This window comes from Cellulosimicrobium sp. NPDC030954 (assembly GCF_055571305.1).
The window spans coordinates 415990-437488 of record NZ_JBVIFN010000001.1 but is presented as its reverse complement, the minus strand read 5'-3'; the positions used below and the strand labels follow the sequence as shown (position 1 = coordinate 437488).

14 protein-coding genes are annotated in these 21499 nt (G+C 75.4%); 6 read left to right on the top strand and 8 right to left on the bottom strand.

The annotated features are described in order from the left end of the window. Positions 1-53 precede the first annotated feature (53 nt). Together ACZ402_RS01895 and ACZ402_RS01890 are read left to right on the top strand one after the other, a co-directional pair. Positions 54-935, top strand: a complete 882-nt coding sequence (locus ACZ402_RS01895) for an ABC transporter ATP-binding protein (RefSeq protein WP_465272272.1) — start codon at positions 54-56, stop codon at positions 933-935. Then, positions 932-3598, top strand: a complete 2667-nt coding sequence (locus ACZ402_RS01890; RefSeq protein WP_375822481.1) for an ABC transporter permease — start codon at positions 932-934, stop codon at positions 3596-3598. Before ACZ402_RS01895 ends, ACZ402_RS01890 begins: the two co-directional genes overlap by 4 nt. Positions 3599-3665: 67 nt before the next feature. Here the strand turns inward: ACZ402_RS01890 and ACZ402_RS01885 are convergent, their stop codons facing one another. Together ACZ402_RS01885 and ACZ402_RS01880 are read right to left on the bottom strand one after the other, a co-directional pair. After that, complete coding sequence (locus ACZ402_RS01885) at positions 3666-5057, bottom strand: MFS transporter (protein WP_375822482.1); 1392 nt, start codon at positions 5055-5057, stop codon at positions 3666-3668. A gap of 1 nt (position 5058) precedes the next feature. Continuing rightward, positions 5059-5613, bottom strand: coding sequence for a MarR family winged helix-turn-helix transcriptional regulator (locus ACZ402_RS01880; protein ID WP_375822483.1), 555 nt, complete (start codon positions 5611-5613; stop codon positions 5059-5061). A 92-nt stretch (positions 5614-5705) separates the two neighbouring features. On the opposite strand from ACZ402_RS01880, the gene ACZ402_RS01875 reads away from it, so the two are divergent. The 3 genes from ACZ402_RS01875 to ACZ402_RS01865 all read left to right on the top strand — a co-directional run bounded on the left by ACZ402_RS01875 (position 5706) and on the right by ACZ402_RS01865 (position 8231). Then, positions 5706-6206: a PadR family transcriptional regulator gene (locus tag ACZ402_RS01875; protein ID WP_375822484.1), complete on the top strand. Its 501-nt coding sequence runs from the start codon at positions 5706-5708 to the stop codon at positions 6204-6206. Next, entirely contained in the window at positions 6203-6940 is a 738-nt protein-coding gene (locus tag ACZ402_RS01870; RefSeq protein ID WP_375822485.1) for a hypothetical protein, read from the top strand. Before ACZ402_RS01875 ends, ACZ402_RS01870 begins: the two co-directional genes overlap by 4 nt. A gap of 145 nt (positions 6941-7085) precedes the next feature. After that, positions 7086-8231, top strand: a complete 1146-nt coding sequence (locus ACZ402_RS01865) for a glycerol dehydrogenase (RefSeq protein WP_375822486.1) — start codon at positions 7086-7088, stop codon at positions 8229-8231. A gap of 143 nt (positions 8232-8374) precedes the next feature. On the opposite strand, the gene topA is transcribed toward ACZ402_RS01865, so the two are convergent. From topA to ACZ402_RS01850, 3 genes are all read right to left on the bottom strand, one after another. Next, a complete protein-coding gene (gene topA / locus ACZ402_RS01860; RefSeq protein WP_375822487.1) occupies positions 8375-11152 on the bottom strand; it encodes a type I DNA topoisomerase in 2778 nt (925 codons plus the stop codon). Between the two features lie 168 nt (positions 11153-11320). Then, positions 11321-12442: a phosphatase PAP2 family protein gene (locus ACZ402_RS01855; protein WP_375822488.1), complete on the bottom strand. Its 1122-nt coding sequence runs from the start codon at positions 12440-12442 to the stop codon at positions 11321-11323. A gap of 62 nt (positions 12443-12504) precedes the next feature. Then, positions 12505-14220 (bottom strand): ABC transporter substrate-binding protein, encoded by a 1716-nt coding sequence (locus tag ACZ402_RS01850; protein ID WP_375822489.1) that lies wholly within the window; start codon positions 14218-14220, stop codon positions 12505-12507. A 136-nt stretch (positions 14221-14356) separates the two neighbouring features. Here ACZ402_RS01850 and ACZ402_RS01845 point away from each other — a divergent pair, with 136 nt between their 5' ends. Beyond that, the gene (locus ACZ402_RS01845) at positions 14357-15064 is read left to right on the top strand and encodes a TetR/AcrR family transcriptional regulator (RefSeq protein ID WP_375822490.1); all 708 of its coding nucleotides are present in this window, start codon (positions 14357-14359) and stop codon (positions 15062-15064) included. Positions 15065-15140: 76 nt separating this feature from the next. On the opposite strand, the gene ACZ402_RS01840 is transcribed toward ACZ402_RS01845, so the two are convergent. The 3 genes from ACZ402_RS01840 to ACZ402_RS01830 are packed head-to-tail and all read right to left on the bottom strand — an operon-like array spanning position 15141 to position 21279. After that, entirely contained in the window at positions 15141-18809 is a 3669-nt protein-coding gene (locus tag ACZ402_RS01840; protein WP_375822762.1) for an ATP-binding protein, read from the bottom strand. Beyond that, positions 18809-19573 carry a DUF4194 domain-containing protein gene (locus ACZ402_RS01835; RefSeq protein WP_375822491.1) on the bottom strand — a complete coding sequence of 255 codons (765 nt, stop codon included), beginning with the start codon at positions 19571-19573 and terminating at the stop codon, positions 18809-18811. The genes ACZ402_RS01840 and ACZ402_RS01835 overlap by 1 nt, the downstream gene beginning before the upstream one ends. Beyond that, positions 19570-21279, bottom strand: coding sequence for a DUF3375 domain-containing protein (locus ACZ402_RS01830; RefSeq protein WP_375822492.1), 1710 nt, complete (start codon positions 21277-21279; stop codon positions 19570-19572). The genes ACZ402_RS01835 and ACZ402_RS01830 overlap by 4 nt, the downstream gene beginning before the upstream one ends. Positions 21280-21499 lie beyond the last annotated feature (220 nt).

Here is a 21499-nt window from a genome sequence, read left to right as displayed (position 1 = left end):
GGGACGACATCTCCCCCGTGCGGGTGGTGCGGCGTGCGGCCCGGCGCGCCACGATGGGGACCATGACGTCCCCCGCGCCCCGGACCGACGCGCCGACCGACACCCCGGACGTGCCCGAGGCGCGCGCGAGCGCCCGCGGGCTCGTCAAGGTCTACGGGTCCGGCACGACGGCGGTGCGCGCGCTCGACGGCGTCGACGTCGACTTCGCGCGCGGGCGGCTCACCGCGATCATGGGCCCGTCCGGCTCGGGCAAGTCGACGCTCATGCACTGCCTGGCGGGCCTGGACTCGCCGACCTCCGGGAGCGTCGTGATCGACGGGCAGGAGATCAGCCGGATGTCGCAGCGGCGCCTCACGGCGCTGCGCCGCACGCGCGTCGGGTTCGTCTTCCAGGCGTACAACCTCGTCCCCACGCTCACCGCGGCGGAGAACATCACGCTCCCCCTCGACATCGCGCGCACGCACGTGGACCGGGCCTGGTTCGACGAGGTCGTCGACTCCGTCGGGCTGCGCGACCGCCTGCACCACCGCCCGTCCGAGCTCTCCGGCGGGCAGCAGCAGCGCGTCGCGTGCGCGCGGGCGCTGGTCTCGCGGCCGTCGATCGTGTTCGCCGACGAGCCGACCGGCAACCTCGACTCGCGCTCGGCCGGCGAGGTGCTGGCGTTCCTGCGCCGCTCCGTGGACGAGCTCGACCAGACCGTCGTCATGGTCACGCACGACCCGCGCGCGGCGTCGTACGCGCACCGCGTCGTGTTCCTCGCCGACGGCCGCCTCGCGGGCGAGCTGCACGACCCCACGCAGCAGGACATCCTCGACGCCCTCGCGCTCGCGGCGGACGACGACGGCCCTCCGGCCGGGCCGGCCGCCGGGCCCACGACCTCGGCCGGGCCGGCGGCGCCCGTCGGGCGGCACGCGGCCCCGGCCGACCCGGCATGATCCGCGTCGCGCTGCGGGGCGTGCGCGCGCACGTCGTGCGGTTCGTGCTCTCGGTGCTCGCCGTGACGCTCGGCGTCGCGTTCGTCGTGGGCACGTTCGCGTTCCGCGGCATGCTCTCCTCGACGTTCGACGACATCATCGCGACGACGCTCACCGCCGACGTCTACGTGCGCGGGTCGCAGGAGGTCACCGGGGACGCGACCGGCCCGGGCGGCGGGAGCGGCGGGAACGGGTTCGCGGGCGACCGCACGCTCGTCTCCGCCGACCTCGCGGGACAGGTCGAGGCGGTCGACGGCGTCGCGCGCGCCGTGCCGGACGTCTCCGGGCCGGTCGTGCTCGTCGCGGCCGACGGGACCGCCGTCGTGACGACGGGACCGCCCAGCACGGCGTTCTCGATCGACCCCGAGGACCCGAGCCTCACCCTGCTCGACGGCGCGTGGCCCGGGCCGGGCGAGATCGTGCTCGAGCAGAGCGCCGCGGAGACGGCGGGGCTGTCGACCGGTGACGCGACGACGGTCGTGCTGGGCGGCGAGCCCACGCCCGTGACCGTGTCCGGCGTCTTCGGGATCGAGGCCGCCGCGGCGGGCGCGGTGCTCGTCGGGATCGACGGGGAGACCGCGCGCGACGTGTTCGCGCCCGACGGGATGGTGCCGCAGCTCGCGGTCTGGGCGACGCCGTCGTCCGAGTCGGTCGACGAGGACGCGCTCGCCCAGCGCGTCGGCGACGTGCTGCCCGACGGCGCCGAGGCCGTGACCGGCGAGCAGGCGCGCGCCGAGGCGAGCGAGGCCGTCGAGGAGGTGCTCGGCTTCGTCGAGACGTTCCTGCTCGTGTTCGCGGCGATCGCGCTGTTCGTCGGCGCGTTCATCATCGCGAACACGTTCGCCATGTCGGTGCGCGAACGCTTGCGCGAGCTCGCGCTCCTGCGCGCGCTCGGCGCGTCACCCGGTCAGGTGTTCACGTCGGTGCTCGTGCAGGCGCTCGTCGTGGGTCTCGTGGGGGGCGGGCTGGGGGTGCTCGCCGGGGCCGGTCTGGTGCGCGTCATCCGGTGGGGCCTCGCCCTCGCGGGCATGGAGTTCTCCGGTCGGGTGCCGCTCGGCGCGCCGCAGGTCGTCGCGGCCGTCGGGCTGGGCGCGGTCGTCAGCCTGCTCGCCGCGGTCCTGCCCGCGCGGCGCGCCGCGGCGATCCCGCCCGTCCAGGCGATGCGCGACGACGTCGCCCCGGACCGCGGGACCGGCGTCCGGGCCGTCGGCGGGGTCGTGCTCGTCGCGGTGGGCGCCGGGGTCCTGTGGCTCGCCGCGTTCCTCGGGTCGTCGGTCGCCGACGCCCCGACCGGGTGGGCGTGGGTCGACGACCTCAGCCCGCGCGTGCTGCTCGGCGTCGGCGCCGGGCTCGTGCTCGTCGGCGTGCTCGTCGGGTCCCCGGCCGTCGCGCGCGGCGTGCTCACCGTGCTCGCGTGGCCGCTCGTCGTCGCGCTGCGGCCCCTGGGGCGTCTCGCGCGCGGCAACGTGACGCGCAACCCGCGCCGCACCGCGAGCACCGCGGGCGCCCTGCTCATCGGCATGGCGCTCGTGTCGGTCACGGGCGTCATCGCGGCCTCGACCCAGGCGTCCGTCCGCAGCATCGTCGAGAACGAGGTGCGGGCCGACCTCGTCGTCGACTCCGCGACCCTCGTGGTCCCCGACGGTGCGGTCGACGCCGTGACGGCGACGCCCGGCGCCGCGGTCGTCGACACCGTGCGCCTCGGCCTCGCGCCCGTCGCGACGGTCGACCCCGCCGGGACCGGGACCACCGGGTCCGACGACGGGTCGGGTGCCGCCGAGGCCCGCGGGACCGACGTCGCGGGCGTGCCCGCCGGCTTCTTCGACACCGCCCTGGACCCCGTGGCGCTCGCGGGAGACCCGACGGCGACGCTCGAGGCGGGGGACGTCGTCGTGCACCGGCGCACCGCGCGCGAGCGCGGCTGGGAGGTGGGCGACACGCTGCACCTCGACGAGGGGGACGCCGCGGTCGAGGCGCGCGTGGGCGCGGTGATCGACAGCCAGCTCGTCGGGACCGGGATCCTCGTGCGCGACGACGTGTTCGACGCCGTCGTGCCCGCCGCGCAGGCGAGCGTCCGGATCGTCTACGTCTCGGCCGCGGAGGGCGCGCCCCCCGCCGAGGTGGAGGACCTGCGCGCGGCGCTGACGACCGCCGTCGAGCCGTTCCTCGTCGTCACGGTGCTCGACCGCGAGGACACCGCCTCCGCGTTCGCCGACCAGGTGAACCAGGTGCTCGTGATCCTCTACGCGCTGCTCGCGCTGTCGATCGTCATCGCGCTGCTCGGGATCGTCAACACGCTCGCGCTGTCGATCATCGAGCGCACGCGCGAGATCGGGCTGCTGCGCGCCGTCGGGCTCGGCCGCCTCCAGCTCGCGGGCGTCATCGCGATCGAGTCGGTGCTCACCGCGGTCTACGGCACGGTGCTGGGCGTCGCGACGGGCATCGGGATCGGCGCCGCGCTGCCCGGCGTGCTCGCCGACGAGGGCCTGAGCACGCTCGCGGTCCCCTGGGGCCAGGTCCTCGCGATCCTCGGCGTCGCCGTGGTGATCGGCCTCGTCGCGAGCGTCTGGCCCGCGATCCGTGCCGCCCGCCTCCCGGTTCTCGACGCGGTCACGGTCGACTGACCCCCTCGCCCGCTGAGAGCTGGGTGTTCGTCGTCCCGGTGCCGTCAGCACGACACGTACCCAGCACTCAGCGGACGGGGACCGGTTCCGGGGCCGGGGTGCGGTAGCGGCGGAGCGGGGCGTTGCGCCAGGCGACCAGCCCGACGACGGCGCTCGCCGCCAGTCCGCCCACCGCCAGGGCGACCGGAGCGGACGTGAGCGACGCGAGCAGGCCGCCGCGGAAGTTGCCGACCTCCGGCCCCGCGACGCCCACGACGTGCTCGACCGACGACACGCGCCCGCGGAACTCGTCCGGCGTCTCGAGCTGGACGAGCGCGCCCCGGGTCACGACGCTCACCGTGTCGGCGGCGCCCGCGACGACGAGGCAGCCCAGCGCGAGCCACAGCGGGCCCGCGAGGCCGAACCCGGCGAGCGCGACACCCCACGTCGCCGCGGCGGCGAGCTGGAGCGCGCCGGCCCGCGGCGCCCGGGTCACCGCACCCGAGAACAGGCCCGCCCCGATCCCGCCCACCGCGACGGCCGAGAGGAACAGCCCGAGGGTGCGCGGGTCGCCGTCGAACCGGAGCTCGTTGACGAGCGGGAAGAGCGAGATCGGCATCGCGAGCACCGTCGCCGCGACGTCGGTCGCGAACGACCCGCGCAGGGTCGGCCGGCGCCACACGATCGACCACCCGCCGGCGGCGGCCCGACGGCGCGGCGCGCGTCCGGTCGGCGCGGCCGGCCCCGTCAGCGCGGTCGGCGCGGTCGGCACGGTCGGCACGGCCTGCTCCTCCCCCGCCGCACGGTCGTCGCCAGGTGCTCCGACGGGGATGACGGCGGCCACGGCGTCGGACGGTCCCGGCGGCGCCGCTGAAGGGCCGCCCGGCGGAAGCGGCGGGAGGCGCACGAGCCCGAGCAGGGCGACGACCGCCGCCACGGCCTGGAGCCCGTACGCCGCCGCGACGTCCCAGCGCGCGACCACCAGACCGGCGAGCGCCGGGCCGACCAGCATCGCGACCTGGAACGCGAGGTTCTGCAGGGCCAGCCCCGCGGCGACCTGGTCGGGCGGGAGCAGGCGCGGCGGCACCGTGCGCCGGGCCGGGGAGCCCAGCGCGTTGCACGCGGCGCCGAGGCTCACGAGGCCGAGGAGCAGCCACACGGACCGGTTGCCCGCGACGGCCTGCGCCACGAGCCCGACCGCGGCGAGCACCTGCCCGGCCGCGGCGAGCCGCATGATCGTCCGCCGGTCGTGGACGTCGGCCAGGTGACCGCCCACGAGCCCGAGCGTGAGGAGCGGGACGGCCGTGGCGAGACCGATCGTGCCCGTCCACAGCGGGCTGTGCGTGAGCTCCCAGACCTGGAGCAGCACCGCGACGCTCGCGACCTGGAACCCCAGCCCGCCGACGGCGGACCCGGCCCAGAGGTCGCGGTATGCGCGGCTGGAGCGCAGAGGACGGACGTCGAGGACGTGGTCGCGCACCTCAGCGATCCTCGGGCGGGGCGGCGTCGGTACCGGATCCCGCGGTTTCGGCGGCTCCCACCGGCAGGGGGTAGCCCGCCGCGTCGAGCCGATCCACGAGCCGCGCGCGCAGCGAGCGGCGGGCGAGGACGCGCTCCAGCTCGACCACGACGGCGCTCAACGCGTGCGGCAGCTCGTCGTCGATCTCGGCGACGGACTCCTCCGTCGCGCGCCACTCCGCCTCCAGGAGCGGGACGAGCGCGCGAGCCTTCTCGGTGAGCGCGACCCGGCGCGTCCGGGCGTCCAGGCCGGGCTCCGTCTCGACCAGTCCCTCGCGCCGCATGGCCGTGACGGTCTGGCTCATCGCCGAGTGCGTCCGCCCGAGCGACTCCGCGAGCTCACGGATGGTCAGGGGGCCGGTGTGCGCGAGCCGGATCAGCGGGTAGACGAACCGCGACCGCACGCCCTCGATGCCTCGGTCGGTGTAGACCGTGCCGATCTCGTCGTCGAGGCGTCGAAGCACGGCGTGCAGGGAGTCCCATCGGCCGGGGACCGTGGTCGGGTCCTGAGAAGTCATAGCACTGTTATAACAGCACTCATGCGATTGTGGGCACCTGTCCGAGGCGTCACTAGGTTGCCGCCCTAACTAGATAGCCGTACTGTCTAGTCATGAGGTTCGACGAGCGGCTCGACCGCGAGCTCCTGCGCGGCGTGCTCCCGCTGTGCGTGCTGGCGGTCGTCGCGACCCACGGCCCCACCTACGGCTACGCGATCACACGGTCCCTCGCCGACGCGGGCCTCGGCACCGTGAAGGGCGGCACGCTCTACCCGCTGCTGCAGCGCCTGGAGGACGACGGCCTCGTCGCGACCTCCTGGCACCAGGGCGAGCGCGGGCCGAGCCGTCGGTACTACGCCGTCACGGACCAGGGTCGCGCCGCGCTCGCCGACGCGACCTCCCGCTGGGACGCCGTGACGACCGCGGCGAGCACCCTCGTCGCGGGCCCTTCCGGCACGCCCTCGCCGGACGGCGCTCGCCCGGCCGCGAGCCTCGCCCCGCACGCGGGGGCGCGCCCGGACCCCGCTCCGGGCCCAGGACCCGTCCCGGAGCCGGGCGCGATCCCGGCAGACGCACCCCCTCCCGACCTCACCCCGAGAAGGACCCCCCGATGAGCGACACGACCCGCTACACGATCGAGCGCCGCCACGCGCCGCACGTCGACCCGCGCTGGGCCGAGGCGCTCCTGCTGGAGCTGCGGCTCCAGGGCGTCGCGGGAGCGCGCATCGGCGCGGTGCTTGCCGAGGTGGACGCGCACGTCGTCGACTCCGGCGAGACCGCGCAGGAGACGTTCGGCGATCCCGTGGCATACGCGCGCTCGCTCGACCTGCCCGAGGACCCCGCGCAGTCGAGCTCCTCGATCGGCCGCACGGTGGCCGCCTCCGCCGTGCAGACGGTCGGGATGCTCGGCGTGCTGTGGTCGCTGCGACCCGCGCTCGACGGCGGCACCCTCGTGGTCCCCGCCGGGATGCTGCTCGTCCTCGTGGCCGCGCTCGCGGGCTTCGTCGGGCTGTGGCGCGCCGGCGACCGGCTGCTGCGCGCCGCCCTCGCCCACCCCGTGCCGGCCGTCCTCGGGAACATGGTCGTGACGGGCGCCCTCGTGGCCGTCGCGGTCACGCTGCGCACCCCGGTCGCGACCCTCCCCGCGGTCCCGGTCCTGGTCGCGGCCGCCGTCGCGCTCGTCGTGGGGACCGTCTGGGGCCTGCGCGAGCAGGGCTCGGGAGACCCCGTCGTCGACCCGCTCGACGACGCGCCGCACGCCCGCACCGACCGCACCGGGCGCTGGGGCGTGCTGCTCCTGCCCGCCGTGACGGTCGTGCTCGGCACGATCGCGCTGCTGGCCCGCTGACCCGGGCGGGACCAAGGTCACGCACCCCGGCGTCCCGGTGGTGGTCCCCCGGGCCGCGTGCCACGGTGGGGAAGGCCGGCGGGCACCGGCCTCGCACGGCTGCGGCGCGCCCGACGGCGACCCACCGACTCCACAGGAGGCCACGATGTCCGAGGTTCCCGTCCGCACGCTCATCAGCCCGCTGCGCTACGTCCAGGCCCGCGGTGCGCTCACGCGGCTCAGCGAGTTCGTCCGACCGATCGGCACGAAGCCGCTGCTCGTCGCCGACGACGTCGTGTGGGGCATCGTCCAGGACACGGTCGCCGTGTCCTTCCAGGACCAGGACCTCCCCCGGCACCGCACCGGGTTCGGCACGTACGCCACCGCCGCGGAGGTCGACCGGCTCGCGCGCGAGATCGACGAGCTCGGCGCCGACGTGATCGTCGGCATCGGCGGCGGCTCGACGATCGACGCCGTGAAGGCCGCGGGCCACCTGCGTGGCATCCGCTGGGTCTCCGTGCCGACCGTCGCGTCCACCGACGCCCCCTGCTCCGCCCTGTCCGTCATCTACACCGAGGACGGCGCGTTCGAGGAGTACCGGTTCTTCCCGCACAACCCGGACCTCGTGCTCGTCGACACGGGCCTCGTCGCGAACGCGCCCGTGAAGTTCCTCGTCGCCGGCGTCGGCGACGCGCTCGCGACGTGGATCGAGGCGCGCGCCGTCGCCGAGGCGAACGCGTCGACCATGGCCGGCGGCCTCCCGCTCGTCACGGGCACGGCGCTCGCGCAGCTCTCGTGGGACATCCTCTGGGAGAACGCGCTGCCCGCGATCGACGCGGTGAAGGACCACCTCGTGACGCCCGCGGTCGAGAAGGTCGTCGAGGCGAACACGCTCCTGTCCGGGCTGGGCTTCGAGTCCGGCGGCCTCGCCGCCGCGCACGCGATCCACAACGGCCTCACCGCGGCGCCCCAGACGCACGGGCTCACGCACGGCCAGAAGGTGAACATCGGCTCCGTGACGCAGCTCGTGCTGGAGGGTGCACCGACCGAGGAGATCGAGGAGTTCGTGCGCTTCACGACGCGCGTCGGCCTGCCGAACACGCTCACCGAGATCGGACTGACCGCCGACGACGTGCACGACCTCACGCGCGTCGCGGAGGCCGCCACCGCGGAGGGCGAGACGATCCACGCCATGCCGTTCCCCGTGCGCGTGCCGGAGCTCGTCGACGCCCTGCGCTCCATCGAGGGCTTCTCCCGCCGCGTCCGCGCCGAGGCGGGCCTCCCCGAGCCGGTCGAGCACACCGCGCACTGACCGTTCCCACGGCCCCAGGCCCCCGTCGCCGGAGGGGCCCGGCCCGGGAGAGGACGACCAGACGGTACCGACCCCTCGACCAGGGGGATCTGGCGCGTCCGGCCGCCCGGACGCGCCACGATCACCTGGTCGGCCGACGGCCGCTACTTCTTGGCGGCCGGCTTCTTCGCGGGGGCCTTCTTCGCGGCCGGCTTGCGGGCCGTGGTGCGCTTCTTCGCCGGGCCCTGGGCGCGCTTCTCGGCGAGGAGCTCGATCGCGCGCTCGGGGGTGATCGACTCGGGCGTGACGTCGCGCGGGAGGGTGCGGTTGGTCTCGCCGTCGGTGACGTACGCGCCGAAGCGACCGTCCTTGACGACGATCGGCTTGCCGCTGTTCGGGTCGTCGCCGAGCTCGCGCAGGGGCGGGGTCGCGGCGCGCTGGCCACGGCCGCGCTTGGGCTGCTTGTAGAGCTCGATGGCCTCGTCGAGGGTGACGGTGAACATCGACTCCTCGTCGGGCAGCGAGCGCGAGTCGGTGCCCTTCTTGAGGTACGGGCCGTAGCGGCCGTTCTGCGCCGTGATCTCCTCGCCGGACTCGGGGTCGGTCCCGACGACGCGGGGCAGCGACAGCAGGCGCAGGGCGTCGTCGATCGTGATCGTGTCGAGCGACTGCGTCTTGAGCAGCGACGCCGTGCGGGGCTTGGGCTGTGCGGCCTTGGCCTTCTTCTGCGCGGCGGCGGACAGGCTCGTGTCGATCGGCGGGAGGTCGAGGACCTCGGTGACGTAGGGCCCGTAGCGTCCGGCCTTCGCGACGACCTCGTTGCCCGAGACGGGGTCGGTGCCCAGCACCTTGCCGTCGTCGGCGCCGGCCGCGAGCAGCTCGCGCGCCTTGGCGACGGTCAGCTCGTCGGGGGCGACGTCGTCGGGCACGGACGCGCGCGGCGGGTTCTCGCCCTCCTTGACGGGGACGGACAGGTCCTCCACGTACGGGCCGTAGCGCCCGACGCGGAGCTGGATGCCCTCGCCGATCGGGACCGAGTTGATGCCGCGGGCGTCGATGTCGCCGAGGTTCGCGACGAGGTCGCGCAGACCCTCGGCGTCCTCACCCTTCGCGGCGTCGCCGAAGTAGAACTCGGTGAGCCACGCGACGCGGTCACGGCGTCCGGCGGCGATCTCGTCGAGGTCGGCCTCCATGCGCGCCGTGAAGTCGTAGTCGACGAGCCGGTCGAAGTGCTCCTCGAGCAGCCGCACGACGGCGAACGCGAGCCAGCTCGGCACGAGCGCCTGCCCGCGCGAGAGCACGTACCCACGGTCCTGGATGGTCGAGATCGTCGACGCGTAGGTCGAGGGCCGCCCGATGCCGAGCTCCTCGAGCGCCTTGACCAGGCTCGCCTCGGTGTAGCGGGGCGGGGCCGACGTCGAGTGCCCGTCGGCCGTGAGGTCGTCGCCGCGCAGCGGGTCGCCCTCGGCCATCTGCGGCAGGCGCGCGTCGTCGTCGCCCTTGGCCCCGACGACGGGCGCGTCCTCCGCGTACCGGTCGACGTCGGAGCTCTCCTCGTACGCGGCGAGGAACCCGCGGAACGTGATGACGGTGCCGGACGCGGCGAAGACGGCGTCGCGGCCCGCGACGTCCCCCGCGGCCGCGGACAGCGTCGCGCCGAGGCGCACCGACGCCGTCGACCCCTTGGCGTCCGCCATCTGCGACGCGACGGTGCGCTTCCACACGAGCTCGTAGAGCTTGAACTGATCGTCGCTGAGCTCGCGCTTGACCTGCGCGGGCGTGCGGAACGAGTCGCCCGCGGGACGGATCGCCTCGTGCGCCTCCTGGGCGCCCTGGTTCTTCGCGGTGTAGACGCGCGGCTTCTCCGGGACGAACTCGGGACCGTAGAGCTCGGCCGCCTGGCGCCGGGCCGCGGTCGTGGCCTCGGCGGAGAGCGACGGCGAGTCCGTACGCATGTAGGTGATGTAGCCGTTCTCGTACAGCGACTGCGCCGTGCGCATCGCCTGGCGCGACGACATGCGCAGCTTGCGGCTCGCCTCCTGCTGGAGGGTCGACGTCGTGAACGGCGCCGCGGGGCGGCGCGTGTACGGCTTGGTGTCGAGCGACCGCACGGCGAACGCGGCGTCCGCGAGGCCCGCCACGACGGCGCGGGCGGTCGCCTCGTCCAGGTGCGCGACGTCGTCGCGCACCGCCGCGGCCTTCAGCTGACCGCGGTCGTCGAAGTCGCGGCCCGACGCGACGCGCGCGTCGCCGACCTGCACGAGCCGGGCGCCGAACGCCTTCCCGGCGTCGGCGGCGGACGCGTCCGCGTGCTCGAACGTCCCCGTGACGTCCCAGTACTCCGCGGCGACGAACGCCATGCGCTCGCGCTCCCGCTCGACCACGAGGCGCGTCGCGACCGACTGCACGCGCCCGGCCGAGAGCCCCTGCGCGATCTTGCGCCACAGCACCGGCGAGACCTCGTAGCCGTAGAGGCGGTCGAGGATGCGTCGCGTCTCCTGGGCGTCGACGAGGTGCTCGTCGAGGTCGCGCGTGTTCTGCAGCGCCCGCTGGATGGCCTCGCGCGTGATCTCGTGGAACACCATGCGCTTGACGGGGACCTTGGGCTTGAGCGCCTCGAGGAGGTGCCACGCGATGGCCTCGCCCTCGCGGTCCTCGTCGGTCGCGAGGTAGAGCTCGTCGGCGTCCTTGAGCGCGCGCTTGAGCTCCGCGACCTTCTTCTTCTTGTCCGCGTAGACCTCGTAGTACGGGTCGAAGCCGTGGTCGACGTCGACCGCGAACTTGCCGTACGGGCCCTTCTTCATGTCCGCGGGCAGCTCGGACGGCTGCGGCAGGTCGCGGATGTGCCCGACGCTCGCCTCGACCTCGTAGTCGTCGCCGAGGTAGCCCTGGATCTTGCGAGCCTTGGCGGGCGACTCGACGATCACGAGCTTGCGTGGCATCCGATCCTGCTTTCGTCCGTGCGTACGTGTCCGTGGCGGGCGCTCCCCGCCCGACGGCGGCCGGGCACCACCCGGGGCGCGTCCGGTGCGTCGTGGTGCCGCGAGGACGACCCTCCGGTCGTCCGCCGTGGCAGCCTACGACGTTACGCCAATCGCGCCAGCCGCACCCTACCGCCGAACCGGACGGGAGTCCGGACGGGCTGTGGACTGGCGGACGAGCAGCAGGACGGCGAACGCCGCGGCGGTCACCGCGAGCACTCCCGCCACCCCGCCGGCGTACGCGGTGACCTCCTGCGCGGCCGTCGTGTCCCACGTCGCGGGCGTCGCCCGCAGCGCGAGCGCCGCCGCCACGCCGGCCGCCGCGGCGCCGAGCAGGAGGAGGACGGCCATGACCGTCGAGCCCGGCGACGGGCCGGCGCCCGGGTCGAGGGCCGACCCCGGCGTGAAGGCGCACACGAGCGCCGCCCACGCGAGGACGACGAGGACCGCGGCGACGACGTCGCTCGGGCGGTGCCACTGCCCGACGAGCGTCGAGACCCCGGTCGCGGCCGTGTACGCGCCGCCGAGGACCGCCACGAGCGGACGGGCCGCGCGCGGCACCACGAGCAGCAGGGCGGCGGCGACCGATCCGGCGACGGTGGTGTGGCCGCTGGGCAGCGAGTTCTCCCAGTGCCAGCCGCCGATCAGCTCCTCGCGACCGAGGAGCGAGTGCTTGACGAGCTGCGTCGTCACGTTCGCGCCCACGACGAGGAACGCCACCTGCACGGCGAGGCCCCAGCGGCGGCGCAGGAGCGCGATGCCCATGGCCGCGCCGAGCCCGCCGACGACGAACGCGACCGAGACCGTGTCCAGGACCGGCTTGGCCACCGCCCAGAGCTCGCCCTGGCCGGCGACGGCGCCGTCGAACGCGGCCCGCTCGAGCATCTGCCCCGCGAACGTGTCGACGAAGAACCGCCACACGAGCCACGCGCCCGCGACGGCGAGCACCGCGACGACCGCGGCGACGACGCGCGACGCGGTGCTGGGCCCGTCCGCCTCGGCGGTCGGGAGGCGCCGGGGCGCCGGGTGCGGTGCCGGCTGCTGCGCCGGGTGCGGTACGGGCGGGTACGACGCCCCGGGCGGGTAGGGGGCGCCGGACGGGTAGGCGGCGACCGGAGGGGGCGGCGCCACCGGCGGGAACGGGGCGCCGGAGGGCGCGGGCGGCAGCACCGGCGGCGTCGCCGGGAGCGGTCGCGTGCCCGTCCCGCCGCTGGTCGGCAGCGGCCGGGTCGGGGCGTGGTCGGCTGGCATCCCTCCACCGTAGAGGACGCGTGTGTGCGTTCCGGGAAGACGACGGGAAGAGGCTCCGCGCGCTACTCCCCCGCGCTGGGCACGAGCCGGGAGAGGATCAGCGACGCGGCCGGGCTGGTCGGCTGCGGCGACGCGTACGGGTCGGCGTCCGACGGGAACCCGGTGTACGCGACGGTCGAGTACTGGGCGGCCGTCGGCCGGCCGAGGAGCGGGATCGCGGGGACCTGGTCCACGTAGACGTGCTGGATCGTGGCCAGCGCCGCCGCGCGTTCCGCCTCGTCGGTCGAGGACGCGTAGGTCTGGAACGCGGCGTCGGCCTCGGCGTCCTGGAACCGGCCGAAGTTCGCGCCGGCGGTGGTGCCGAGGGGACGCAGGTGGGCGCCGTTCATCTGGCTGGAGTACGTGTCCCAGGGCGTCGCGCCGCCGTCGGTCCAGTGCATCGAGGCCTGGAAGTCGCCCCTGCCGATCTCGTCGAACCAGTCGGCCTCGTCCTGCCCCTCGACCGTCGCGACGATGCCGAGGCGCGCGGCCGCCTCCTTGACCGCCTCGAGCTCCCACATGTAGTCGGTCCACCCCGAGGGGTTCGTCAGCGTGAACGTGACGGGCGTGCCGTCCTCGTCCTGCAGCACGCCGTCCACCAGCTCGTACCCGGCGTCCTCGAGGGTCGCGACGGCGCCGGGGACGTCGACCACGAGGCGCCGGTCGGCGAGGTCCGGGGCGAGGAACGTCTCGCCCGCGGGGAGCGGCAGCCCCGTCGCGCTGCGCAGCGGCGGCCAGACGCCCGACGTCGCGAGGTTCGAGATGTCGTCGCGGTCGAGCACGGCGTTCAGCGCGCGCCGTACGGCGACGTCGTCGAACGGCGGCACCTGCGTGTTGAGGAAGAGCGCGTCGATCGCCAGACCGGTGGGGGCGAACTGGTGGAGGTGGTCGGGGTCGGCGGCGACGTAGACCGTCCTGTACCCCGGGATGTACGCCCAGCCCCACTGCACCTCGCCGCTCACGTACGCCGCGGTGAGCGAGTCGTTGTCCGGGAACGCGACGTACCGCAGCTCGGGGACGGCGAGGGGCCCGCCCCAGTAGTCGTCCCGGGCGACGAGCGTGACGCCGTCGGGCGCGAACTCCTCCAGGACGTACGGGCCCGTGCCGACGGGGGCGAGATTCGGGTCCTCCAGGAGCGTCTCGGCGGGACGTGCGGCCCACACGTGCTCGGGCACGACGAACGTGTTGATCGCCTTCGTGCGGTTGACGTACTGGCCGCTCCCGAACGTCACGACGACGTCCCGCCCCTCGACGCGGACGTCCTCGTACGGGAGGAGGTCGGGGTTGAGCGCGGGGTCGTCCTTGCGGAGCCTGAACGTGAAGGCGACGTCGTCGGGCGTGAGGGGCTCGCCGTCGGACCAGAGCACGCCCTCGCGCACCGTGACCCGCAGCTCCGTGAAGCCCGCGTCCCAGGACCAGGCGCTCGCCAGCCAGGGGGTCGGGTCCTGGGCGGGGTCGACGAGGTTGACCTGCGCGAGCGGCTCGTAGAGGACGTTGGCGTACCCGAGCTTCTGCGCGGCGGACCCGCTGTCGAAGGGGTTGTGGTCCTCCCCCTCCACCGAGTTGGGCATCCCGATCGTCAGCACGCTGGAGACCGCCTCGGGCGTCGGCTCCTGGGCCGGGCCCAGGAGGCCGCACGCCGCGACGACGAGCGCGGCCGGGACGGTGACGGAGACGACGACGGCCGCACGACGCACCGCGGCGCGGACGGTACGGCGAGCGACGGGACGAGTGGTCACGCGGGGCTCCTCATCGAGTCCGTGGTCTGCGGCGACGTCGGGCGCTCCGTCGCTCTCGACGCCATTCCGGAGGCGATTCAACCACACATTACTAACTCGTCAGTAAGAGACAGCGGGTCACAGTATGGTTGCGGTCATGACCGACGCCACCCCCGCGCGGAGCGCCACCGATGCCGCCCCCGCACGGACGCCCCGCCCCCGCCGCACGCGCCCGGCGACGCTCGAGCGCCGCGAGGAGATCCTGCGCGCGGCGATGCGCGTGTTCGGGTCCAAGGGCTACCACCAGGGCTCGCTCGCCGAGGTCGCCGAGCAGGTCGGCATCACGCACGCCGGGGTGCTGCACCACTTCGGCTCCAAGGACCGCCTGCTCACCGAGGTGCTGGAGTTCCGGGACCGCGTCGACGTCGAGCACCTCGAGGGGCAGCACATCCCCGGCGGGCTCGACCTCTTCCGGCACCTCGTCAAGACCGCCGCGATCAACGCCGAGCGGCCCGGGATCGTCCAGGCCTACACCGTGCTCACGGGCGAGGCCGTCACCGACGGCCACCCGGCGAGCGCCTGGGTCACCGAGCGCTTCGCCGGGCTGCGCGCCGACATCGCGGGCGCGCTGCGCGAGGTGATCGAGGAGCGCCGCGCCGCGGGCGACACCGACACGGACTACGAGCTCACCGACGCCGCGCTCGACCTCGCCGCGTCCACGATCATCGGGGCGATGGACGGCCTCCAGACCCAGTGGCTCCTCGACCCCGACGCCGTGGACCTCGCCGAGGGCACCGCGTTCGCGATCGAGGCGATCCTCGCCTCCACCCTCGCCGGGGCCCGGCGTCCGCGCCCGCTCGGCTGACGCCCCGCCGTCGGGCCGCGCCCGACACAGGGATCCACGTCGGCGGACCAGGGCTCTGCCTCGGCGGACCAGGGCTCTACCTCGTGGCGGGCTCGGGTTCCGGCGCGGTCGTGACGTCCGTGCCCGACGGCGGCGCCTCGCCGGCCGTGCGGCCGTCGCGGTACGCGGCGATCGACAGGGTCCGCAGGCGGGACGACCGGCCCGACGGGTTGTCCACGAACCCGACGGCCGAGATGTACGGCTCGATGACGTGGATCTTCTGCAGCGGCGTGACGATGAGCAGCTGGAGCCCGAGGCGGCGGAACAGCTCGAGCGCGAACCGGGTCGACTCGTCCGACCCCCGACCGAACGCCTCGTCGATGACGACGAACCGGAACGCCGTCGAGCGCACCGCGCCCCAGTCGAGCTTGAACTGGTAGGCGAGCGACGCCGCGAGCACGGTGTACGCGAGCTTCTCCTTCTGCCCGCCGGACTTGCCGCCGGAGTCGGAGTAGTGCTCGTGCTCGGAGTCGTCGGCGCGCGACCGCTCCGACGCGGAGAGCACGAACCAGTTGCGGACGTCGGTCACGCGGCGGCGCCACGCCTCGTCCAGGTCGGTTATGCCCTCCCGGCCGCGGAACCGCTCGACGAGCGCCTTGACCCGCAGGAACCGGTCCTCCGAGTAGGACAGCGCGGCGTCGGCGAGCGACCCGTCGCCCTCGGCGAGCGCGCGGTCGTCCTCGGCGAGGATCCCGTCGCCGTCGGTGCACGCGCGCAGGTCCTGCTGGAACTCGCGCACCTCCAGGTTCGGCGTGCGCGACATCTCGAGGCGGATGTACCGGCCCGGGTTGTAGTCGATCGCGCGCAGCGAGTCGTTGATCGTGTCGATCCGGTCGCGGATGACGTCGGCCTGCTTGGCGAGCTCGGCCGCGAAGCCCGCGATGTCGCGGATCGCGTTCGTGTTGAGGTACGCCTTGAAGTCGGCCTCGAAGCGCGGGAGGTCGTCGCGCACGAGCCGGTCGTGGATCTCGCGGTAGCCGTCGGCCGACCGCACGTCCGCGTCGAGCTCGGCCGTCTCCACCGGGTAGGCCGAGCGGAACGACGCCATCTGGCCCGCGACGCGCGTCCCGAGGTCGGCCCGCTCGCGCTGCGCCTGCTCCGCCTCGGCCGTGAGCCGCGAGCGCACCGCGTTCTCGACGGCGTCCAGGTCGGCCGCGCGCGTCGGGCCGGTCGCGCCGCCCCGGTCGGCACCGTCCCGGTCGGCACCGTCCCGGCCGGCGCCGGCCGCGCCGACGGCCGCGAGCTCGCGGTCGAACTCCGCGGTGAGGGCCGCCGTCGTCTCCTCGTCGAGCGCCTCGCCCGCGCCGTCGAGCACGGCCCGGGCCCGCTCGCGCGCGGTGCGCGCCTCGTCGAGCGCGTGCCGGTCCGCGCCGAGCGTCGCGACGACGCGGTCGCGCTCGGCCTCGAGCTCGCCGTGGCGGCGCGCGTTGTCGTCGAGCAGCGTCGCGATCCGGCCGAGCTCGTCGCTCGCCTCCTCGAGCCGCCGCTTCTCCTCGGCGAGCTCGGCGATGCGCGCCGTCTCCGCGCCGCGGTCGAGCTCGTCCCAGTCGCGGTAGACGTCGAGCCGCCCGAGCGCGGCCGAGCGCGCCTGGAGGTCGGCGCGCGCGGCGGCGGCCTCGTCGCGGCGCCGCGCGAGCGTGTCGCGCCGCGCGGTCACCTCGGCCGCCTGCTCCAGCAGCGCGTCGATCTTGGCCTGCGTCGACCACCCGAGCACGTAGCCGCGGCGGTCGTCCACGGCGCGCGTGTCGTTCTTCTCGTGGTGGTCCGGCGAGTGCTTCACCTGGCCCGCGCGCGTGATCGCCCGCGGCAGCCGGCGGAACGCGTCGAGGTCGGGCGCGCACGCGTGGTCGGCGCGGCGCTCCAGCTCGGCCTCGACCCACGCCGTGAGCGACGGCGCGTCGTCGAGCCGCCGCACGTCGAGCAGGTCGGCGAGCAGCGGGACGTCGTCGCGCGGCGCGGGCCGGGCGGCCGGGACGCGCGCGGGCACCCGGTGGTACACGAGCCGCAGGCCCAGGTGCTCGCGGTCGACCCAGGCGGACACGGCGTCGTAGTGCGCCGCGGGCACGAGGAGAGAGAGTGCGAAACCGCGCAGCACGCGCTCGGCCGCGCCCTCCCAGTCGGCGTGCTCCGGGCGCACCGCGAGCAGCTCGCCGACGAACGGCACGTCCGCCGGGGAGAGCCCGACGCCGGCGCACAGCCGGTCGCGGACCTCCAGGTGGGTGCGCGGCAGGTTGGAGCGCCGGTCGGCGAGGCTCGCGAGCTCGGCCTTGACGTCGGCGGTCTCCTGCTCGACGGCACGCACCTCCGCGGCGACCTCGCTCGCCCGCTCCTCCGCCCGGGCGAGGCCGTCGCGCACGCGCACCGCGGCGTCGTCGGCCGCACGTCGCAGCGCGGCGAACGCCTCGGCGTCGACCAGCGCGGCTGCCACGGCCGCCGCCCCGCCGCCGAACCCTGGCTCGCTCCCCACGACGCCCTCACCCTGGGGGGAGACCCCGGGTTCGGCAGCCTCGGGTGCAGCGAGAGTGAGGCCCGCCGCGGCGGCGTAGCCCGCGAGCTGGGCGACGCGGCGCTCGCGCGCGGCGCGCTCGACCTCGCGGCGCGCGACCTCGCCCTCGATCGCGGCGAGCCGGTCGCCGCCGTGGCCCGCGCGCTCGAGCTCGAGCCGCTGCCGCTCGGCCGCGAGGAGCCCCAGCTCGTCGCCGACCCGCTGGCGGCGGGACTCGCCGTCCGCGACGCGCTCGTCGAGCGCGCCGATGAGCCCGTCGAGGTCGGCCACGCGGCGCGACGCCGTGAACGCGCGCAGGGCGTCGCGGCGCGCCACGAGCGCGGCGGACCGCTCCCCCAGCGCGTCGTGCGCGTCGCAGTCCGCGAGCAGGGGCGCGAGGCGCTCGATCTGCGCGGTGGCCCGCACGACGGCGTCGTGCGCGCTCGTGAGGTCGTCGAAGTGGGCGACGAGCCGGTCCGTCCACCGGTCGGCGTCGAACGGCTCGAGCATGTGCTCGCGCACGAACTCGCCGAGGTCGCCGACCGACTTCATGGACACGGTCTGGTGGAACAGGTCCATCGCCTGCTCCGACGGGATGCCGAGCAGGCGGCGGAAGTCGCGCCCGTACTCGGGGAAGTGGTCGCGCACCTGGGCGCCGGACTCGCGCAGCCGACGCCGCAGCGCCGCCACGTCGCCGCCGAACCCGGCGAAGTCCGCCGTGATCGTCAGCGGGCGGTCGGCCGTGACGAAGAACCGGTCCGGCTGGCCCGACTGCCCCGGCGCGAGCCAGAACACCTGGGCGAGCGTGACCTCCTGGTCGAACCCGCGGTTGGAGAACCGGCCCAGCACCACCGAGTACGTGCCGCGCTCGCGCAGCCCGACGTGACGCGTCGTGCCCGTCGCCTCGTCGCGCTCGGACTTGTAGTGCCCCGCGACGTACGACCGCAGGGACCGCTCGCGCGCGCCCGCCCCCGCCGCCTTGTTGTAGGAGATGCGGTGCGACGGCACGAGCAGCGTCGTCACGGCGTCGACGATCGTCGACTTGCCCGACCCGATGTCGCCCGTGAGGAGCGCGTTGCGCCCGTCGAGGTCGAACGCCCACACACGCTGGTCGAACGTGCCCCAGTTGAGCACCTCGAGCCGCTCGAGGCGGAAGCCCGCCCGGGCGTCGAGGTCCGCCGCCGGGTCGTGCAGCTCGACCGCGCTGAACAGGCCCTCCATCACGCCACCGTCCTCGTCGTCGTGCCTGCGCTCGTCCCTGCGCTCGTCCCTGCGGCCGTCCCTGCGCCAGCGCTCGTGCCCGACGACGTCCCGCGCGCCCCGCCGTCCGCGGCCAGCTCCAGGTACTGCGCGAGGCGCGCGTCGAAGTCCGCGAGCCACTGCGCGTCGACGAACGCCTTGAGGATGCGGCGCACCTCGTACCGCCGCGCGTCCCCCGTCGCGGCGTCGGCGTCGTCGCCCGGGGTCCCGCCGTCGGGCGAGCCGTCCGGGTCGGGGCGGCCCGCCGGGCGCAGGAATCCGAGCTCCACGACGCGCCGGACGAGCCCGTCCACGCGGTCCACGAGCCGCGCCTCGTTGGCCGCCGCGCCGGCGTCCTGCGCGAGGAACACCCGCAGCAGGTCGACGATCTCCGCGCGCGCGAGCACGAGCCGCGTCTCGCCGCCCTCGGAGTCCGCCTGCGCGAGCCGCTTGCGCAGCAGCGCGAGCAGCAGGCTCACGTCGAACGGCAGCTCGCGGCGCGGGATGAGGCGGGGCACGCGCTCGTCGCGCTCGTGCTCGGGCTGCGAGCGCAGGTAGGCGTAGCCGTCGCCCTCGTCCACGACGACCTGGAGGCCCATCATCGCGACCGTGTCGCGCACCTGCGCCTCGCGCGCGAGCAGGTCGCGCCACAGCGCCTCGCCGGACTCGCGGTAGACGACGCCCTTGAGCAGCGACGTCACGACGACGGACAGCTCCGGGTCGCGCGCGGTGCGGGTCGTGCTCACGAGGTCTCCTCCGGGGCGGTGTCGGCGGTGTCGGCGGTGTCACGGGGGTGCGGGCCGGGCGGGGTGCCGGGGACGGAGACCGGGTCGCGCGGAGGACCGCCCGCCCCCGTGCGCCGCGCGTACGTGACGCGCGGGAGCCGCGCGACGCGCAGCACCGGGTCCGGCGCCCCGTCCTCGGCGACGGGCCCGGTCGGGGCCTCTCCCTCCCAGCGCACCTCGTCGGTGCGCTCCTCGTCGTGCACGACGACGAAGCGCGGGTCCTCCAGGGACAGGTACGTCACGAGCTCGGCCAGCCCGTGCTCGAGGGGCGCGTCGGCGAGCAGGTCGGCGAGCGCGACCTCCCCCGGGCCGCCGGGCCGGGAGAGCGTCGCGCGGACGGCCCGCGCGAGGCGCTCCGGGTCGACGTGCACCTGGTCGTACAGCGCGTCGACCTCGAAGTCGTCGTCGCCGGCCTCGACGTGGTCCGAGTCGAGCCGGGCCGTGGGCCGCGGCGTGAAGAGCGGCCGCTCCGTCGGCAGCACGACCTCCGGCGCGACGGCGTCGACCGCCATCCCCGGGGGGCCTCCCGCGCCCGGGCCGCCCGGCCTGCGGGCGACGTCGCGCGCGGCGAGCGCCTTCGCCTCCACGCCGCGCAGGATGTCCATGACCCGCCGGTTCTCGAGCCAGACCTGGTCGTCGAGGAAGCGGCGGAGCTGCTCGGAGAGGGTCCGCACGGTCGCCTGCGTGCGCTCGCCGGCGTCCAGCCAGTCGTAGTGCACGCGGCGCAGCCGACGGTGCTCGTCGTCCGCCGCGGCCCGCACGGCCGCGTCGTGGGCCGCGGGGGCCGCGGGTGCCGGCCGCACGACGTCGGGCACGATCGCGTCGAGGGACTGGACGCGCTCGACGAGCGCGGCGAACTCCTCCTGCCGGCGGCGGTCGAGGAGGAAGTCGTAGAACGCGTGGAACGACCGGCCCTGGTCGGACTCCGCGATGGCCGTGCGCGACCGCACGACCTCCTCGAGCAGCTCGCCCTTGGCGCCGTCCCAGCCGGTGATGCGCTCGCGCAGCTCGCGGTCGAGCGAGCGGAAGTTCGCCTCGACCTCGCGGAAGTCGGAGAGCAGGTCGGCGGCGGTCTGCGTGAGCTGCTGGTAGCGGTCGCGCTGCGCGGCGGCGTCGAGCACGGCGACGCGCCCGGCACGCACCTGCGCGATCTCCTCGTCGATCGCGGAGCGGCGCTCCTCGAGCTCGCGCAGACGCTCCGCCGGGTCGGTCTGCGTCCCGACGGCGAGCTGGCGCAGGAGCTCGAAGACCGTGTTGAGCCGCGACTCGGTGCCGACGAACCCGCGGCCGCGCAGCGACGCGACCCAGCGCACGGCCTGCTCGACGGCGGGCGTCGCGTCGTAGTGCGGCTCGCCGGAGCCCGGCGGGTACCAGGCGCGCAGCCAGCCCTGGTCCGGGTGCGCCCAGTGGTCGACGTACGCCTGCGGGGTGCGCGGGTACCGCGGCTCTGCACCGTCACGACGACCGCCGCCCCGGACGGACCCCCCGTCGACCGCCCACAGGTGGTCGTCGAGCCGCGCGACGAGCTCGCTCTCGGGGATCGCGCGCACGTTGTCCTCGACGAACAACGTGCCGAGGAACGACAGCACGAGCGGCGCCGTGTCCGCGCGCAGGAGCCGCCACGCCGCGCTCGACCGTCGCAGGGAGTCGACGTCGTCGTGCTGCACGCAGGTCCTCTCAGGGGAAGGGCGGCCCCGCGGGAAGCACGGGCGCCCCCAGATCTTAGGTCGGGCAGCCCCCGGCGCCCGGACGACCCACCGGTCGGACCGACCCGGCCCGACGGCGAGCGATGCACCAGCGCTCGAGAGATGCGCCCAGAGGTGCATCCGTCGTGCCGCCGTGCACCGCTCGGCAGCGGCCCGGATGCGGGGCCAGGATCCGGGACCA